Origin of the sequence: Flavivirga aquatica, from assembly GCF_001747085.1 — a bacterium.
In the GTDB taxonomy this organism is placed as follows: Bacteria; Bacteroidota; Bacteroidia; order Flavobacteriales; family Flavobacteriaceae; genus Algibacter_C; species Algibacter_C aquatica.
Genome location: NZ_MDJD01000006.1, coordinates 92,546 through 111,614 on the forward strand (window position 1 = coordinate 92,546; position 19,069 = coordinate 111,614).

Genomic DNA, 19,069 nt, shown 5'->3' on the forward strand with positions numbered 1-19,069 from the left:
TTATTTCAGTTTTGAAAATGATTTTGAACACTTCCTTTATGTGATGCAGGGGGTCTAAAAAAAATTTAAAGCGTATAAAATGTATGGGCATAGAGGATAAAAACAGGTGCGCAAACACTATTTTTGAAAACCCAGTTTACCCTACAAAAAACCTATACACGACATTCTAGAATTTTAGTGAGTAATCATTAAAACAAAAACCTTGAAACCCCTATTATTTCAAATGTTTCGAGTAGCCATTAACTTATTTTTGACCAATTTATTAAAATAAAAGCTATTTAGTTTTTTAGGCGATTTTTGAGTTAAAAATGCCATTCTTGGCAAAACACACCTTATCATAACAAAGAAATCCCCCCTCCCCATACAGGTACTACCTTAGAAGCAGTCTTTAAAGACATACAGTTATTGTCTACATAATAAAATTCTTTGTTTTTACCTACATTCTCAGATTGAACGTGTAAAACCTCTTTTCTTAAAACACCTTTAGGTACATGATGAAAACTGTTTTTTAAGCCTTTTTCTACTTTTTCACTTTTATACCCTTGGTGCGTAACGGGTCTGTAAAATGTATTCTCTGTCATTAATTACCAATTTTTAGACTTAAACAATTCAGCCTTTGTTAAAAACTTAGGGGCTTCGTTAAACTCATTGTCATACCATCCGAAACTTTTACCCAAAGGGGTTTTATAATTAAAAACATTGGTTAATATTTTATATTGGTGATATAATCTAAATCTCTCCAGTATTTATCTCGCTCTTTTTGTTGTTCTTTGGTTGCTTCTGGTGTAGGTACTTGGCTGGGATACAATGGTGGTGGAAAGCCTTCGGCTTTACGGCGCTCAAAATCTGCATCGCGATAAGGGTCAAAAGCAGTACCTGGTGGTAAAGGGCGGTTTTTATCCATATACCAAACAATTAAAGAAATACTCTCGTAACAATCATCACCATGACTGTATATACGAAAGGTATGATTAGTAGGGCGTACTATTTGCAACATATAGGCACCAATAGCATTCTCTCCACCTGTACTAAAGTGAAAAATAACGTTGCTAAAAGGCATGGTAATATTTTTATCCCAAAAACTTCCTGGAAATGTAATCGTGCTATCTTTACGATTTAATATATCCTCTTTTTTCGGCATGGTAAAAAAATAAAGAATAAAAGGAAAAACAAAGGTGTTCCTATAAAAAAAAACATTCCTATATCCCAAGTTTTAGAATTTGTCAGATCTTCTCCCCATAAAAAAACTATCAATATAAATAACATAATCCCCCTCCCCATATAGGCACTACTTTAGATTCTGAATCTCGTAACAGATATTTGTCATCACCGAAATGAAAATCTCTCTTTTTACCAATATTTTCTATGGCAATATTCCAGATTTCATCTCCTTTTCTTAAAATAGCTTTGGGGACATGATGAAAGCTATTTTTTAAGTTGCCCTCTATTTTTTGAGTTTTATAACCGTGATGCGTAACGGGTCTGTAAAATGTATTCTCTGTCATTAATTACCAATTTTTAGACTTAAACAATTCAGCCTTTATTAAAAAATTTGGTGCTTCGTTAAACTCATTGTCATACCATCCAAAACTTTTGCCCAAATGGGGTTTTATAATTAAATACATTGGTTAATATTTTATATTGGTGATATAATCTAAATCTCTCCAGTATTTATCACGCTCTTTTTGTTGTTCTTTGGTTGCTTCTGGTGTAGGCACTTGGCTGGGATACAATGGTGGTGGAAAGCCTTCGGCTTTACGGCGCTCAAAATCTGCATCGCGATAAGGGTCAAAAGCAGTACCTGGTGGTAAAGGGCGGTTTTTATCCATATACCAAACAATTAAAGAAATACTCTCGTAACAATCATCACCATGACTGTATATACGAAAGGTATGATAGTTGCCCTCTATTTTTTGAGTTTTATAACCGTGATGCGTAACGGGTCTGTAAAATGTATTCTCTGTCATTAATTACCAATTTTTAGACTTAAACAATTCAGCCTTTGTTAAAAACTTAGGGGCTTCGTTAAACTCATTGTCATACCATCCGAAACTTTTGCCCAAAGGGGTTTTATAATTAAAAACATTGGTTAATATTTTATATTGGTAATGTAATCTAAATCTCTCCAGTATTTATCACGCTCTTTTTGTTGTTCTTTGGTTGCTTCGGGCGTGGGTACTTGGCTGGGATACAATGGTGGTGGAAAGCCTTCGGCTTTACGGCGCTCAAAATCTGCATCTCGATAAGGGTCAAAAGCAGTACCTGGTGGTAAAGGGCGGTTTTTATCCATATACCAAACAATTCCAGAAATACTTTCATAACAATCACTCCCATAATTAGACATACAAAATGTAAGATTGGTAGGGCGTACTATTTGCAACATATAGGCACCAACCATATTATCGCCACCTGTACTAAAATGAAAAATAACTTTATTAAAAGGCATGGTAATATTTTTACCCCAAAAACTGCCTGTAAAGGTGATGGTACCACGCATACGATCCATTATATTTTCTTTTTTGGGCATGGTAAAATAATAAAGAATACAAAATAATAAAATTGAAATTGAAATTGAAATTGCTATAAAACCATCCTTTGGCCAATTTTGTATTACGTTATAATGTAAAAAAAGTAACGAAGCAAAGGTGCTAATCCCCCCTCCCCATACAGGGAGTACATTAGCTCCTGTTGCCATTGAAATGTAATTATCGTCTAAATAATAAAGTTCTCTACTACCTATATCTTCCTTCTGTATACTTATAACTTCACTCCTTAAAATAGCTTTGGGGACATGATGAAATCCTTTTTTTAAGTTGTCCTCTATTTTTTGAGTTTTATAACCATGATGCGTAACGGGTCTGTAAAATGTATTCTCTGTCATTAATTACCAATTTTTAGACTTAAAAATTCGGTTTTGGTTAAAAAATTTGGGGCTTCGTTAAACTCATTGTCATACCACCCGAAACTTTTACCCAAATGGGGTTTTATAATTAAAAACATTGGTTAATATTTTATATTGGTAATATAATCTAAATCTCTCCAGTATTTATCTCGCTCTTTTTGTTGTTCTTTGGTTGCTTCGGGCGTGGGTACTTGGCTGGGATACAATGGTGGTGGAAAGCCTTCGGCTTTACGGCGCTCAAAATCTGCATCGCGATAAGGGTCAAAAGCAGTACCTGGTGGTAAAGGGCGGTTTTTATCCATATACCATACTATACCTGAGATACTTTCGTAGCATTCTCTACCGTAAGGAAATATACGAAAGGTGCGATTCGTAGGGCGTACTATTTGTAACATATAAGCACCAACCATATTTTCACCACCTGTGCTAAAATGAAAAATGACTTTACTAAAAGGCATGGTAATATTTTTACCCCAAAATGCACCTGTAAAAGTTATGGTGCCACGCATACGGTCTAAAATATCTTCTTTTTTAGGCATTGTAAAAAAATAAAAAATAAAAAATAAAAGGAAAAACAAAGGTGTTCCTATAAAAAAAAACATTCCTATATCCCAAGTATTCAAATCAGTTACATCTTCTCCCCATAAAAAAACTATCAATGTAAACAACATTATCCCCCCACCCCATATAGGGACTACCTTAGAAGCAGTCTTTAAAGACATACAGTTATTGTCTACGTAATAAAATTCTTTGTTTTTACCTACATTCTCAGATTGAACGTGTAAAACCTCTTTTCTTAAAACACCTTTAGGTACATGATGAAAACTGTTTTTTAAGCCTTCTTCTACCTTTTTACTTTTATACCCTTGATGTGTAATGGGTCTATAAAATTTGTCTGTCATTAATTACCAGTTTTTAGACTTAAACAATTCGTCTTTGGTTAAAAAATTTGGTGCTTCGTTAAACTCATTGTCATACCACCCGAAACTTTTACCCAAAGGTATTTTTATGGCTAAATATACGGCTTCTCCACTTCGGTTATTGTATGGAAAATAGAGTGATTGACTATCGTCTATAGTTAGTCGTACTGCTAATATTAACTGAGAAAACAAAGCAACTGTGCGGTTTTTAAAACTAATAGATATACCAAGAGTGCCTACATCTTGAGATATACTATATTCATCGGCTAGCATGGGTTTTAAATTATTCCCTTCTATATTACTATTTATGCCCCATGGCAGAAAGTAAGGAATGACTTGTAAGGATTCCTTATCATTAAAAAATTTATAAAACTTTAGAGCGATTATTAGATACTGTACAAAATCTAATGTAGGTGCTGCACCAGGCAAATCTTTCTGTACTATGGTAGGCTTAAGTGTTACATGTGGACAAACAATAAGATTCATGAGTGTAGCTTCGGCATCGGTAGGATGCATCATGGTTTTATAATAATCATCGTCATGCATTAAAAGCTTTCTATTATCAAACAACCTACGGTTATACACCATAGGGCTTTCATGGGCTTGTATGGTAAATTTTGTATTATCATCGCTCAACAAAAAGTTTTTGAAATAGGTTTCTAAAGGGGTATCACTTAACATAATAGCAATAACAAATATACCCGTACCTACTATGGCGGCAATCCACCCCACAGGACCTGCTGATGCTGCACCAGACATAAACGCTATATAGCCTGCGTAAGCTGATACACCAAAAGCTACGGCTGCCATACTATAGGCAACTGCCGCATCGGCATCACGTTTTTCAAATGCTTCGGCGGCATCCCATACACACATGCCTGCCGTAGCTACCGAACTAATAACACCTAAGAGTTGCATACCTGTACCTCTAACTACCCCTCTAGTTACTATTTTTTTATCAAAGAAATTCGTTTTTAACCCAAATGCTTTGGATGCAGCTAGCCCAGACTCCGTTAATTTAATACTGGCATTTACAAAATCTGCTTTATCTCTTTTAGTAGAACCTTCTCCAAATTTAGACACTGTTCCGTATAGGTTATACAGGTCTAGTAAGGCAATGACTCCCGTAAATCCTTTGCTATTTAATATTTTGGCAGCTTTATCGCTTATATTGCGTTTGTTAGCAATATCTAAGGCTTCTGCTTCGGTAATTTTGGTACGCACGCGTATTTCTAGTACATGGTCTCCTGGTTTTGTAGAGATTACTTTTACGGCATTGGGTTTCTTTTTTAAACGGTGTACATCGGGGTTAGCACCTGTGTATTTCCCTTTGTGTACAAAATTGGTGTTTACCTCGTAGCTATCGCCCAAGGCTTGTTGTAGGGCTACATTAAATTCTTTTTTGCTAAGCCCTATCATATCGGTATTAAACACTCTAAGATTGGCATTGCATTTTTTTACCACTACTTTTACAAAGTCGTCCCAGTTGGTGTAGTAGCTGCCACGGCTTTTTTTCACCTCTTTAAATATTCTAGCCGCCTCAAACTTTAGTTTTGCTTTTATGGCGCTTAGCAACTTTTTACCTATTTTATTACTGCTAGTTAGCACTGCATCTACATTTAGTAAAGGGGTGACTAACGCATATAAAGGATCTATATCTTTATAATCTGGTGCTTTACTCACTCCTCCTTTGTAGTTAGCAGCAAGCTCGTTGTTTGTAATGTCTAGTATTTTGTCTTTCCAAGGGTCTGCATCTACATAATCTTTTTGTAAAAGTAGATGCCTGTCAAAATCGTAGGTAGTAGTAAAAAGTGTTTCTAGTAATTCAGAAAACATTACTCGTCCTTCTAGTTGTCGCTCTTTAGCATTATAGAGATAATCGTCTAGTGGTATTTTAAAATCGTTATGGCTTAAAAAATTGCCTAAATCATCACGTAGTTTAGCAATCTCTTCTCGTAATTCTTTTCGAGCAGCAACACCCAATATACCTTCTATTTTTGCAGAGTCCGCACCATCGTAACCCAAAAGTTTTATGTTATTTTCTTTATGTGTATTATTACCCGTCCATACTGTTTTCTCTTTATATGCTTCTCCGTAGTGTAGCTCTCCCCAACGACTATCTGGCGCAGGTACGCCTCCATCGTATTTTTTTATCATAGACTCGTCGTTATATAGCATATGGTATACTGTAAGTGCTAAAGAGTAGAGAGATTGATATTCTGGTTCGGGTTTTGGCGCATCGTTACCTGCGCAAATACGGTTAAAGGCTTCCTCTTGGGTTTCGCCTGTTTGTATGGCTTCTACTAAAGCTTTAAAATTAAGCATGCTATTTGCCAGTTCATCAGCTATTTCTCTTGCTGCATTTACAGGGTCTAGCAGTGGAATAAACATATCTGGTTTTAGTTTGGCGTCTTCTCCTGTTTTTTTGGCTTGGCTATTGGCTAGGTATTTTTTCTTGTTTTTTAATCGGTTATAACCTATTTCATTATTATTATTAAAAAAGGCACTAAAACCATCATAAGAAAAGATGGTTTCTTGCTCACGGCTATATTCGTTAAGCTGCATAGCATCGCACAAAACTTTAACCATACGTTTACTACGCATTTCTTGGTCGTTAAGCATTTTTTCAAAATAAGCTTTAGACCATTGTACAGGACTGTAGCACACATAGACTTCGGGCGTTTCCTCTTTGTCTTTAATGTATTCTACTAAATGATAGTGATGTTCGGTAATCGCTTTTCCTGCTTTTTTAGCACCAAAAACTGTACGTTTGTCTTCGCTTTTAGGGTCTGTATACCATGGTATTCTTTTAAGTGTTTGTTTTGGTGTTACATAATACTCAAAAGATTTTTCAAGGCTTACTTTTTTTGAGTCTATAACATATATATATCCACCAGGTACAAGCTCGGTTAAATGACAATGAAAATTCTTTAAATCTATGTGTTTATGAGCATGTTCTAACTTATTGTTTTGGTTGCCTAAAGTATTTGGATTTCCTCCTCTACTATCATGACCAGTTCCTTTAAAAAAGCCAGGGCGTAAAAAGTGTAAACGGATACCTACTTCTAACTCAAATTCTTTATCTTTAAGTGGCGTAGTAGCATTGGTAACAATGGTGGTATTGGATTGTACATTACAGCGATCGCCAGTTTTTAAGCCAGCTTCGTATTGTGCGTGGTTTACAGATACCGTAACACTACTACCATTAACGGGCAATACACCTGTATAAGCGTGTATGGTAAGTAGTGACGTTGCTTTTTCACTTTGTAAGTACAGCCAAATGCGGTTTTTATCGTAACGACGACCACCCTGTATTTTTTCAAATTTTAAATCTCCATTACCATTTGCATCATAAGTCATTGCCCAGTTAACTTCTCTAATGTTAACTGTTGAGACGTCTTTATCTAGGGTAGCAATGTACACACACATTTGCCCTTCTTCTATATATTGAAGTAGGTTTCCGTTGTCATCAAAAGGGCCTTCGAGATCTGTTACTTTAAATGAAGTAGCATTGTTTGTTGTTGCTGTTTCTTTTACAACTGTGTCTCCACTTGCGTAGATTGCGGTTACTTCGAGATTATTGTCTGCCATTGTTATTTTGTTTTAAAACTAAACCAAAGAAACTTTGTATGAGTAGTTTTGCTTGGTATTTTACTTTCGGTTCTTTTCTAAGGTACTATGTTGTTTTTTTAATGCTAAACATATTCGTTCTCTATTTTTATAATTTACATGCTTAAATTTTGGTTCTTTAAAAAACATATTAATACTACTTAAATTTTCAAAAGAGTTTATATCACCTAGTAATTTTAAAGAATCTTTATATAATAATCCTTTACTATTCATGCTATTGAATAAACTTGGGTCATTGCTACATTTTATAGTGTTAATTTGAATTGTTTGTGTCTTTATTTTTTAATTAAATTATCTATTATTAATAGATTAGTCATTTTTCCTTTCTGATAAAATGTGTAAACTATTGATTTTATTAAAATACTATCATTCTCTTTCAAGCATGGAATATTATTTTTTCCATTAAAAAATAATGTGTCTTTTTCTACAATAATACTATGTGCAGTATTAACTTTTAACTCTTTTCCATTTTCCCTTAATATTTTAAACACCTTTGAACTTATTCCTCCTTTAAAACAATAAAAATATTTTCCTCGTATATTTTTATTTGATTGTGAAAATGAATCGATTGCCTCTCTTGGAAAAAAATTACTTACAACATTAACAACATCTCCGTTTTCAAACTTTAAAGTATAACTTGTTCTACTATCTTTTTTATTTTGAATATCACTTTTTAAGCTAGATTTTAAAGAATCAATCTTAATGGGTTTTTTATTAAAACTCTTTTGCTCTCTATTGTTTTTCTTACATGATAAACATAGAAAAATGAGTACTAAAATGGCTATTATGTTTTTAATCATTTTGTTTCCCGAATTTGTGTTACCACATATTTCTTTTTACTTGTATTTATTTGTATATATCTATTTAAAAGTGAACCTGTTCCTTCTAATTTAGAATCTTTACATTTACAATACAGTTTATTATCTGAAGATGCTCCTACAGAACTATTTGGTACAGCATTATCATAAAATAAAAAATAGTTTCCGTTAGTATCACTACCCATACCTACAATAACTACAAAGTGTTCAGTTGTTTCATCATCATTGCTTAATTTTACATCGTCATCTACACCTACCATTACAGGTATTTTATTTTTAATTGTCTTCTTTAAATATTCTACCCCTTTTTTAAATTGATCTTTTTGCACTCCTTTGGTCATTCCTGCAACATCAGTCTCTAAAAATATTTGATAAATGTGATCATTCACCTCTTTGGTACCGTCCCATTTTTTATTCCATCTTTCAGATTTCACCCAGTGTCCCGCTTGTCGTAATTGCTCTAAACTATAGTGGTAACAATTTTGTGTAATTCCAGTATGTCCCCAACCTATAAACTTGCCTTTAGGAATAATTGGAGCAACAGCTGACCAATCTGTACATACACAATAATCAAAAGTTAACTTAAAACATCCACAATAAACATTCTCATACTCACCAGCATTCCATGTATCGTCCTTATTATCACTAGAATAAAAATTTAAGTAAGTGTCGACTTTTTCTTGAGCGTCTATTTCAATTTCAACCTCAATAATAGAACCATACTTTGTTTTTATTTCAGTTGAGTTTACTATTTTAAAACCCTTATTATTAGATAATTTAATATTTATTATGCCATCATCGTCTTTAGAATTAGAACTTCCCTTTTTTACATTAAATGGGATTTTAAATAATAATGGTGGTGAAAAACCCTCTGCTTTACGACGCTCAAAATCTGCTTCGCGGTAAGCATCAAACGCATCGCCAGGTGGTAAGGAACGGTTTTTGTCCATATACCAGACTATAAAAGACCAAGATTCACTAGCCTCTCCTATTTCGTGATGAGTAACTAACAAGGCTCCTTTTTTTGATTCTCCTCTTGCTACATAAAGCTCTATACGTAATGCACCACTAGTGCCTCCATTACCAAACCAAGTAAATTTGCCTTTTGTAAACGGTAGTGTAGTATCTGGTTTATAAAACCACTCTGGAAACGTAATTAACCCCTGCTCGCGATTATATACATACCACTTTTGTGGCGCGGTAAAACCATAAATAAAAAAAGGAATTGAAATACCTACCATTATTAATATTCCAATATAACCAGAAGTAGCAATGCCTTTATCTGAGACTAATAAACCAAATAGATAAATAAATAAAGCAATTACAAGTATCGCTCCCCCCCAGATTTTATAAATCAAGTGTTCTTGTTTGTCTAATATTATTTTTTTGTCATCCACATAATCATAGGTACCATTACTTTCTTTCGTCCATATATCCTTTTTATTTAAGGGTGTAGGTAACTCTAATATTAAAAAAGGCATATGGCTGTCGAGCCATTTCTTTTTAAAACGTTTAAATCGTGTCATACTTTACTATTAAAAGGCATTGTTTTTTTAAAACCATACCGATTCACTTTTACCAAAATAGTCTCTGTCTTTCCAGTATTTCTCACGTTCTTTTTGTTGTTTAGGAGTAGTCTCTGGCGTAGGTATTTGGCTTTTAAATAATGGTGGTGGAAAACCCTCTGCTTTACGACGCTCAAAATCTGCTTCGCGGTAAGCATCAAACGCATCGCCAGGTGGTAAAGGACGGTTTTTGTCCATATACCAGACTATAAAAGACCACTCTTCACTAGCCTCATGAATATAATGATGCGTGAGCAATAATGCTCCACCTGGAGCATTTTCTTTAGACACATACAATTCTATACGCATTGCGCCACTAGTACCACCATTACCAAACCAAGTAACACTAGATTTTGGAAAAGGCATAGTAATATCTGGTTTATAAAAATAACTCGGAAACGTAATTAACCCCTGCTCGCGATTATATACATACAACTTTTGTGGCGCGGTAAAACCATAAATAAAAAAAGGAGCAGAGACACAAATAGTAACTAAATGATGTATTTTAAAACTCCAGGTTATCAAACTCATAACCAAAGCAAATGCAAGTATCGTTCCCCCCAAGATTTTATAAACCAAGTGTTCTTGTTTGTCTATGATTAGTTTTTTATCATCCACATAATCATATGCTCCCTTTTTAGTCTCTTTTGTCCAAATATATTTAGTGTCTAACGGAGTTGGTGTTTCAAGTATTAAAAAAGGCATACGGCTGTCGAGCCATTTCTTTTTAAAGCGCTTAAATCGTGTCATGTTTTATCTATTAAAAGGCATTGCCATTAATTAATTCGGTTTTTGGTGCAATACGAACGTTTTCTTTAAACAAACGTGCACTTCCGCTTGCCCCAGTTCTTTTTATAGTTTCTATGTTTTGTATACTTATTATAGCCCCCAAATGGCGCTCTACACCATTATACACAATGGGGTAGTCCATACCATCTTGCACTTCGTGCAAACGACATACAAATAATAAGCAACTATAAGCATTGGCTTTGTTAGCTAATTTTTCACTTATATTAATTACTACACGAGCCTTTGGTGGGGTTTTGGCATTACCTTCTATATGGGTAACCATAAAATTGGGAGCTATAAAAACTTCGCTCCCTCTTTTTATACCATAAGGGTAATAATATAACTCGTACTTAAATTGCTCTTTAGTACGAAAAAACTGCCTAAAACTTACCTCTACAGTAAAAGTCATAGCATATTTTGTAATGGTTGTTGTGTTAGAAATCCAACTATAATCTGTTTTTGGCTTAGTAAAATTAGATTGCTTATAACTAATATCGCTACATACAATAAGGTCGTACAGTTCGGCACTAGCTCGTGTGGGGTCCTCTAGATACATCATGGTATTATTCTCGCCCATAAGTAGTTTACGCTTTTGGTACATTTCTAAATTATGTTGCCAAGCTGGTAAATTGACAGAAACAGGTGATGCAATAGCATCTGAAAACATATAGTGTTTAAAATAAGTCTCTAAAGAGGTATCTTTTAAGTAATAGGCCAATACCAATAACCCTACACCAATACCTGCACAGATCCAACCTATTGGTCCTAATAAACTTGCAATACCAAGATTAGATGCTATAACACCGCCAATAGCAGTGGTAGTACCTACGGTAGTAATAGTTACTCCAGAAAATGCTAAAGCTGCCCCAGCAAATGCCAAAGCGGCATCGTCATCGCGAGCACCAAAACTATCATAAGCATCCCAGCCACACATAATTACGGTAATGCCTGCCGAAGCCATAGGGACGACTTTTACTATAGACCTACCTATATTCTGTCTCATAATATGAAATGCAGCAACACGAGCATTGACCTTTTTAAAGTTTAAAAGGGCTTCGGAAAATTCTGCAATTACTCCCACTAAATTCACATAGCTTTTTGTGCTATCATCAAAACTACTTATAGCCACTCCTAAATTAAGCACTTGTAAGCCTGCAATACAGCCTTTAAAAGCGTCATGGTTAAGAAACTTACCAATTTTTTCTGCCCTTTTAACGCCTATAGCAGCATATTCTTCGGTTTGCTCAATTGGTATTATAATTTTTTTTGTTTTTGCCGTTTTTTTATTAAGCAATTTTACACTATTAGCATCTTGCCTTACACGGAGATAGTTATTTTTACCTTTATAATCTACAATGTCTTCTGGGTCTATAATTAAGGTTGCATTTTTTGGGATTTTAGCGCGAATTTCCCCTGCTTGCAAATCAAACACCTTAACGCCATATACCGTTTTTGCATTAAGCCGTTTTACCAAAACATGTAAATTCCTTGTGCTTGTTTTGGTTATAATTTTTGCCATACTATCTAGCATCTTATTTATAAACTCGGAGAATCGTACAATAACGCCTATATTAAAGGCACGTGCTAGTTTTTCGAACTCTGGCGTAATGTCTATTTGGTAGTCTAATATAGACTGTATGCTTGTTCTTGGTTTTTGGTATGCCACACACTCTTTTACAAAGTCCTCCCAAGGGGAGTCGTTTTCTTGGTGCCTCTTAAGGTCTAATGCTCGGTCTATATCGTGTGGATTAAGGGCTAAGTTACTTAAGTATCTTGCAATTACTGGTTTTATGGTAAAATTACAAATATCACTGTTTTGATAAAAATCTGTGGTAAAGTGGTTAAACCAGTTGCTTTGTATGTAAGTTCCAAAATCGTTTTGTATATCGCGTATTTTTTGGCGTTGGGCTTTACGGCCTTCTACATCTAGTACTTTGAGTAATTTGGGTTTGTAAACCCCTTTACCATCATGCCAAATAAAGCCAGCGCCAATATCTTCGCCTCCATCGTAATCGCCAATAGATTCCGCATTATTATATACCATTTGATAGCTCGTAAGTGCGAGGCTAAACATGTCTGAAATTTTTTGTTCCTCTGGAGTAATCTGTGTTTTTGTATCTCCATTAATGATACGATGAACTACATCGTCTATACACTCGCCATAGCGTATCGCTTCTAGATTGGCACGATGGTATATAACTTCTCTATCTAAATGGAATGCCATGTCTTCTGCACAACCTATAGCATCGTGTAAGGGTACAAAAAGATCCAAAATTTTCTCAGAGTCAGGTTTGTAATGTTTAGCTATGCGTTCTCTACGCTTTTTTAAGCGGTTATAGCCAATAAAATTGGCTTCTGGAAACACTGCACTAAAACCTACATAACTATATATTTTACTGTATTTTGTCTTTCTATCAAATTCGGCAGGACTAAAAGGCTCGCAATAAATTAAAGTCATACGCTCCTCTCGCAAGGCAGCATCGTCGCACATTTTTTTGTAATACTCTGCACTCCATTGCATTGGACTAAAGCAGGCATAAAGTTGCTTAACCTCCTCAATATCTGGAATAATATGGTAGGGGGCTGGCGAATTGCGTTGCTTGCGTAATGAGGAGCGGAGCGTTCGTTTTTCTTTTTCGTGCCAAGGAATCTCAAAGAGTTTTTGCTGTGGTAATATTTCATATTCAAAAGAGTCTTTTGGTGTTGCTTTATCTGGATTGATAATATAGATATAGCCCAAATTTAACTCGGTAGCATGGCAATGAAACCCTTTAAGCTTAAGCCCGTTATAATAAGGGCTAACTTTTCCTTCATTATTTAGAAGTGAGTATTCATCATTTTTGTGATTAGTTCCTTTGTCTCCCAAAAAGAAACCATATCGTAAAAAATAGAGACGCAAGCCTTCTTGTAATTCAAACTCTTGGTCTGCTGTTGGTGTTGGTTCATCGGTTACAATAGTGGTGTTAGAAGGTACTGAACAGCGGTCTCCATTAAGGATATCTGCTTTATATTGCGCATGGTCTATTGATACTGTAATAGAACTGCCTTTAGTAGGCACAGAACCAGTATACGCATATATCGTAAAGGTTTTTTCTGCAAGCTGAGAATTTATGTAGAGCCATAAACGGTTTTTGTCTATTCGCCCCCCATTAACGTCTTCAATTATATATTCATTACCTAAGCCTTCTCCATCATAAGATACAGCCCAATTTATTTTGCCTCTATCTACCATAGAGGTATCACCGTCTATGGTAATGTAGTAGACATATTGTTTTGTTTTGTCTACAAATTCTATTTTTTTGCCTCCAGGCTTATCGTAGGGCCCGTCTATACTAATAACCTGAAAACCAGTTGCATTTTTATTGACTGCTTTTGCAATAACAGGCTCGTCCTCTGTTACATATACTGCGGTTACTTGAAGTTTTTTGTTTGCCATCTCTTTTTATCGTTTTTCTCTTCTCAAAAGAGAAGTCTATATTTTACTTAATATCTATCATTAATAGATTGGTCACATTATTCCTGTTTTTCAGTTTTTGTCCTTAATTTTTTTAAGGCTTCCCAATTAAAATCAGCAGGAATACTATCCTTCCTCATGTCAAAACTATCCCAATAATGAATTCGATAAAAATCTGTTGCCTTTCTTCCATCAAAAAAAGTTCGGTAATTTGGTACTGTATCTTTTACATACACTATATTTTTTTCACTATTAGTATATTTACCTCCAGTAATTCCATTACCTCCAAAAACATTATAATCATTTTGTTTTACAAACTCCTTATAATATTTGAAATAGGCATAATTTAATTGGTTTATAGTTTTCGTCAACATAGTAAAATTGAAATAAGTTATTATAAACTCGCATTTTTTCTTCTATTTTTTTGTTTCAGAAAGCTGATCCTCAAACAATATCCAACCTGTATTTGCCTTAAATTGTGTTTTCAATATGCCTGAAGGCGGAATTAAGTATAGACGCTTTCCATCTTTCCACTGCTCAGGTTTACCATCTTCACAATCAAAAAGCACCAAAATACTGCCCGTAACACCTTCTGGAATATAATATATTTCACCATCCTGACTTCCACCCGATTTTAAACAAGAATATAAAAAGAGACAGGTAAAAAATACTATTCCTCTAAATCTTCTGCTGCTGGGCGACATAAATGTATTTCGTTCCATTTAGTGATTGTTAAATTTTCATATATATTAGTTTCATTTTCAGCTTTCATTTTCTTTAAACCTTTATGTAAGTCTCTATGTAAGTTATCTACATATTCCCTACCATTTTCTGCCATATAATGTCCTATATTTATGTTGTTACTTAAAAGTAAGTCGCCTAATAAAGTTCTAGAAGACTGCTTATCTTCTTTTTTAACTGCTTTTCTATAAATATCTGCTGCAGAAATAATTTTATCAAACACTAAATTCCCTCTTTGTCTCTTCAACTGAATTTGCAATGTAATAGGTTGTACATAGTCATAATTTGGGTTATCCAGTTTCCATTCTTTAAATTTATCCCCTGTCAAATCATCTGCCCAATTGAAAGGCGACATCCCCATTTCTTTTAAATCCATAAGTTCCCATGCTAATAATTCTTCGTGAAGTGGACCATTGGAATTTGCTTATCGTATACTTTTAAATAATCATTCGACTTGATAGGCAATTCAACATGCTCTTCATTCTTATAAGAGCATCTAAAATAGAGTTCTAGTTGTTTATCATGATCATTTACTACGTCACTTTCAAAATCGGTTAATATGATAGATTTAACAACCTTGTAGTTCGTTACTTTTTCATAACGTGATTCTTTACTTTCATCGCTAGCTTTAACTAATTTTATAAAATCATCTTTATCTTTTTTTACACCAACTTCTTCAGGTTCATTATTATCATCAAAAAGGCACATATCTACAGACTCTGTATAATCATGATTTTCATTTTGATATGAAAATAAACTCTATCTCCAACAATTGCTTCCCTTATTCTATTTTCCCCTTTTATGTCTGAACTCCACCAGCCATCTTCAAAATATAAATAATTATTCCCATCGTTCAAAAACTTTACAAATGCCTTTCCTTCGGCATTAACTTTAGCTATAAATTCCATGTGTATTATTTTTTTTCATCTAAATAAAATCGTACTTCTTCGCCAGGCATGATATTAAGTGTTGTGGCTTCTATCCATCCTTTAATTTTTGGGTCTTTATCATCTTCTTTCCAATCTATGTTTACTATTTTTGGGTCTTCGGCAGGCATTACAACGGGTGCCATAATAGGTTCTAAAGATGTAGGCTCATTTTTTTGTAAATGATCTGTAATCTTAATGGGGGCTCCGCCATAGGTGCACATAATGATGGAATCTTCCAATAAAGCTGGATCATCTTGTATTAAGGCATCGGCAACACCTTGCCAATCTTCAACTTTTATTACAGCCTGACAAGGGGATGATTGATATGGGCTCTTTTTACAATTACCTTGAAAAATGAGGTTCATCTTTTCTTTATCTTTTGCATTGGCAAATTTTTTGTCTTGTATCTTTATCTCGTTAGAGGTTACTTTTAATTCGCCCTCTGGTTTTGTACATAATTGACATTCTATTTTTGCACCATCGCATACATACGCTTTAGCTGCCATAGTTTATTTGTTTTAAATGAATTTTCATAGTTCTTGTATATTCATTATTGTTTGTTAAATGTATTGTTAGCCGGCCGTTTTTTATCATTGCTGTATGCTTATCAAGCACATATTCGCCATTGTATGCTTTTAAAAACAACGTTTTTTCCTGAAAATGATAATAGTCAAAATAACTTGCTAGTTTTTTAGCCTCTTCACCTTGCAATGGAATTAAATCTCCACCAATTTTATATTTTAGTTCTTTAGTATCCTCATTTTCTTCTAAAAACGTTATGCTTTCATCCACTCTAAGAGGTAAATAATTAATATAGTTTTTAAAAACACGTTTTCGTTGACTAGGCCTACCACTATCTCCTGAAAGCTGTAAAAGCCCATTAAATAAAAACCCGAATAACCTATATTGAGAAAAATCGGAGGTAAAGACTCCTTGATTATTTATTTTTTCTCCTATTGCATCAATATAAGCATGACTTAATTTACCTATATGTCTGCGCTTCAATTCAATTTCTAATCGTTCCCACTTTTCTTGTATCTCTTTGTAATTTAATAGTTTTCGTATATGTCCTTTTACATCAATTTCAAAAGAAATTTTGTTTGTTAATTCAGTTAGTTGACTCACTAACAGCTGTTGCTTGGTTAATCTTTTATCTAGCTCATATTCTGAGTCTAAAACTTCGACATTAAAAACGAATCTATTTTGGGGGTCTTTAGACACAAATTCTATTGAAACTAATTGTTTGTATATATTATGTGTTTTTACGCCATTAATTAAAGTTTCCTCTTCAATAGTAAAAGAATAGCTAATAGGCTCTTTCGTTTTCTTATATGTAAGAAAAGAGTCATCATGACTAACAAACTGAACATCATCAAATTGAGGCTCGAAAGCAGTTTCAAGTCGTTCTAATAATTTATTCCACATATATCCTAAAATTATCCTTTACTCACTTTAACATCTTGCCCACCTTGTACAGTCGTGATTCCTGGTCCTTGAATATTAATATCTCCATTACCAGCAATTAACTCAGCATCAGAGGCATTGACGGATAATGAACTTTGAATATTCACAGTCTTATTACCTTCAATGGTTTCGGAGTGTTCTGTAGTGCTTAACTTATAACTACTCTCAGCGGTGATTTCCAGATTATTACCCACACCTACAATTTTGTCTTCACCAATTTGAGTTTCCATATGTTGTGCTTGCATGTATATCTTCTCTTCTGCACGCATATTAATGTTCTTTGCCTCAATATCTATGGTCTCTGGCGCTGAGATTTTAATATTCTTGTTCGCCGTATCGATAAAAATGATATTCTTGTTTTTATCTGTAATAGTAATAGATTCCGCTCTATCGGTATCGTTAAATTCTATGACGTGTCCTGAGCGGGTAATAATACTTTTTTTTGTATTATCTATACCACCACCAGCACCATTATTACCATGAAAGAGACTACCTAAAACAAAGGGTCTTTGTGGATCCGAATATCTAAAACCCACCATAACTTGATCGCCAACCTCGGGGATAAATACATGCCCTCTATTTTGTTCATGGTTACTACTGCTACCAGAATCGCCAGAAAGCACTCGTATCCATGAGGTTGTGTCTTGGTGCTTTTGCCAGCCCATTTGTACTTTAATGCGCCCCATACCTCTAGGATCTTCGTTACTAATTACTGTGGCTACCTGTGCGTTTGCTTTGGGTAATGCGACTTTGGGTTCTGGTAGAATAATAATACCACTTGGTATGGCTTTAAAGTGGCATTGGTATGTGCCTTTACCTGTGGCTTTGTGTTTTATTTCTATAATTTTGTATTCGCCATAATTTTTTAGATCGAAACCGCCTAAACTACCTTGGTTTAATGCCGATTTTACATTAATTATACGCCCTAGTTTTAGACCTTGTACATTACAATCGGCTTCCAGCACGTGTAAATCTGCTGCTGCCGAGGCTTGTTTTTTAGCGGTATAGTCGTCTACTTCGCTTTTATTTTTTGTTCGAGCTTCTGTGTGGGCTATGGCTGAGTCTGGATACATTTCTAAAGATGTATTTAAGCTGGACATGGATAACTCATTTAAGCCTTCAATATTATTTTTTGCCTTAGATTCGTTTAGGGCGTCTTCTTCGGCATTGTAACTGTATACCGCATGGTTTACAGCTCGTGTTTTAATATCTAGTTTAATGTTGGAGAGTTCTCTACCGTATTCTAATTCTAAAGGCGTTTCGAAAGGCTGAGGACCTACCACTAGCTTCACCCCATCGTTCTGTAAAGGTTCGGAGTATGTTTTGGCTAATCGTTTTAAAAAATCCCAGTTAGATTCTTGGTATCTTACCATATACTCAATACTGCCTTTGTATTGGGGTTGTATTTGGGCTTCTATACCGGTTTCATCTATAACATCTTTTACAATGTTTTCTAAAGATTTGTTTAGCCAAGAACGGTTAGAAGGTAGTCCGTTTAATTTTATACTTTTAGAGGCGGCTTTTATTCTAAAAACACCTTCATGACCTTGTTTATTTTTTATTGAGATGTCTACTATTAAAAAGAGTAAATCTATAGCATTACCTTTTTCAAAAGTAACTAATAAAGGCCGTCCTAATAGTTCTCTTACAGCATCTATAGTATGTGAGCCTCTAGACTGGAGTTCGGCAATATCAACATCTAGCACACACTTGGCATGCTCATTTATACATTCTTTTATTTTTAATTTCTGAAAATTCTTTAACCGTTTCCCATCTAAGGATATGGAGGTGACATTGTTCATTTTTATGGTGTTTTATATGAGAGTTCCTTTTGAGAGTGGGAGATTTGTGCTATTT

Annotated in this window: 19 protein-coding genes; all 19 read right to left on the reverse strand. The window is 34.5% G+C overall.

Annotated features, from left to right (window positions below; translation table 11 throughout):
- Positions 1–335 precede the first annotated feature (335 nt).
- On the reverse strand, positions 336–581 hold the full coding sequence (locus A8C32_RS00480; protein WP_069828489.1) for a hypothetical protein: 246 nt from the start codon (positions 579–581) through the stop codon (positions 336–338).
- Positions 582–703: 122 nt separating this feature from the next.
- Positions 704–1,141 (reverse strand): hypothetical protein, encoded by a 438-nt coding sequence (locus A8C32_RS00485; protein ID WP_069828490.1) that lies wholly within the window; start codon positions 1,139–1,141, stop codon positions 704–706.
- Between the two features lie 109 nt (positions 1,142–1,250).
- Positions 1,251–1,505, reverse strand: coding sequence for a hypothetical protein (locus A8C32_RS00490; RefSeq protein WP_069828491.1), 255 nt, complete (start codon positions 1,503–1,505; stop codon positions 1,251–1,253).
- 123 nt (positions 1,506–1,628) lie between these two features.
- On the reverse strand, positions 1,629–1,967 hold the full coding sequence (locus A8C32_RS00495; RefSeq protein WP_069828492.1) for a hypothetical protein: 339 nt from the start codon (positions 1,965–1,967) through the stop codon (positions 1,629–1,631).
- Between the two features lie 122 nt (positions 1,968–2,089).
- A complete protein-coding gene (locus A8C32_RS00500) occupies positions 2,090–2,881 on the reverse strand; it encodes a hypothetical protein (RefSeq protein ID WP_069828493.1) in 792 nt (263 codons plus the stop codon).
- A 122-nt stretch (positions 2,882–3,003) separates the two neighbouring features.
- Positions 3,004–3,804, reverse strand: a complete 801-nt coding sequence (locus tag A8C32_RS00505) for a hypothetical protein (RefSeq protein ID WP_069828494.1) — start codon at positions 3,802–3,804, stop codon at positions 3,004–3,006.
- Between the two features lie 3 nt (positions 3,805–3,807).
- On the reverse strand, positions 3,808–7,413 hold the full coding sequence (locus A8C32_RS00510) for a toxin VasX (protein ID WP_069828495.1): 3,606 nt from the start codon (positions 7,411–7,413) through the stop codon (positions 3,808–3,810).
- Positions 7,414–7,727: 314 nt separating this feature from the next.
- Positions 7,728–8,252, reverse strand: coding sequence for a hypothetical protein (locus A8C32_RS00520; protein ID WP_069828497.1), 525 nt, complete (start codon positions 8,250–8,252; stop codon positions 7,728–7,730).
- Positions 8,249–9,796: a cysteine peptidase family C39 domain-containing protein gene (locus tag A8C32_RS00525; protein WP_123803279.1), complete on the reverse strand. Its 1,548-nt coding sequence runs from the start codon at positions 9,794–9,796 to the stop codon at positions 8,249–8,251. The genes A8C32_RS00520 and A8C32_RS00525 overlap by 4 nt, the downstream gene beginning before the upstream one ends.
- Positions 9,797–9,823: 27 nt before the next feature.
- Positions 9,824–10,585 (reverse strand): hypothetical protein, encoded by a 762-nt coding sequence (locus A8C32_RS00530; protein ID WP_123803281.1) that lies wholly within the window; start codon positions 10,583–10,585, stop codon positions 9,824–9,826.
- Between the two features lie 10 nt (positions 10,586–10,595).
- Entirely contained in the window at positions 10,596–14,060 is a 3,465-nt protein-coding gene (locus A8C32_RS00535; protein WP_069828500.1) for a toxin VasX, read from the reverse strand.
- A gap of 77 nt (positions 14,061–14,137) precedes the next feature.
- Positions 14,138–14,452 carry a hypothetical protein gene (locus A8C32_RS00540; protein WP_069828501.1) on the reverse strand — a complete coding sequence of 105 codons (315 nt, stop codon included), beginning with the start codon at positions 14,450–14,452 and terminating at the stop codon, positions 14,138–14,140.
- Positions 14,453–14,494: 42 nt separating this feature from the next.
- Positions 14,495–14,800: a DUF6843 domain-containing protein gene (locus A8C32_RS00545; RefSeq protein WP_123803282.1), complete on the reverse strand. Its 306-nt coding sequence runs from the start codon at positions 14,798–14,800 to the stop codon at positions 14,495–14,497.
- Positions 14,749–15,195, reverse strand: a complete 447-nt coding sequence (locus A8C32_RS00550; RefSeq protein ID WP_069828503.1) for a hypothetical protein — start codon at positions 15,193–15,195, stop codon at positions 14,749–14,751. The genes A8C32_RS00545 and A8C32_RS00550 overlap by 52 nt, the downstream gene beginning before the upstream one ends.
- An 11-nt stretch (positions 15,196–15,206) precedes the next feature.
- On the reverse strand, positions 15,207–15,527 hold the full coding sequence (locus tag A8C32_RS00555) for a hypothetical protein (protein WP_069828504.1): 321 nt from the start codon (positions 15,525–15,527) through the stop codon (positions 15,207–15,209).
- Positions 15,528–15,529: 2 nt separating this feature from the next.
- Positions 15,530–15,727, reverse strand: a complete 198-nt coding sequence (locus A8C32_RS00560; RefSeq protein WP_069828505.1) for a hypothetical protein — start codon at positions 15,725–15,727, stop codon at positions 15,530–15,532.
- A gap of 5 nt (positions 15,728–15,732) precedes the next feature.
- Positions 15,733–16,254 (reverse strand): DUF4280 domain-containing protein, encoded by a 522-nt coding sequence (locus A8C32_RS00565; protein WP_069828506.1) that lies wholly within the window; start codon positions 16,252–16,254, stop codon positions 15,733–15,735.
- Positions 16,244–17,173 (reverse strand): hypothetical protein, encoded by a 930-nt coding sequence (locus A8C32_RS00570; protein WP_069828507.1) that lies wholly within the window; start codon positions 17,171–17,173, stop codon positions 16,244–16,246. The genes A8C32_RS00565 and A8C32_RS00570 overlap by 11 nt, the downstream gene beginning before the upstream one ends.
- Positions 17,174–17,184: 11 nt before the next feature.
- Positions 17,185–19,014: a type VI secretion system Vgr family protein gene (locus A8C32_RS00575; RefSeq protein WP_069828508.1), complete on the reverse strand. Its 1,830-nt coding sequence runs from the start codon at positions 19,012–19,014 to the stop codon at positions 17,185–17,187.
- Between the last annotated feature and the right edge of the window lie 55 nt (positions 19,015–19,069).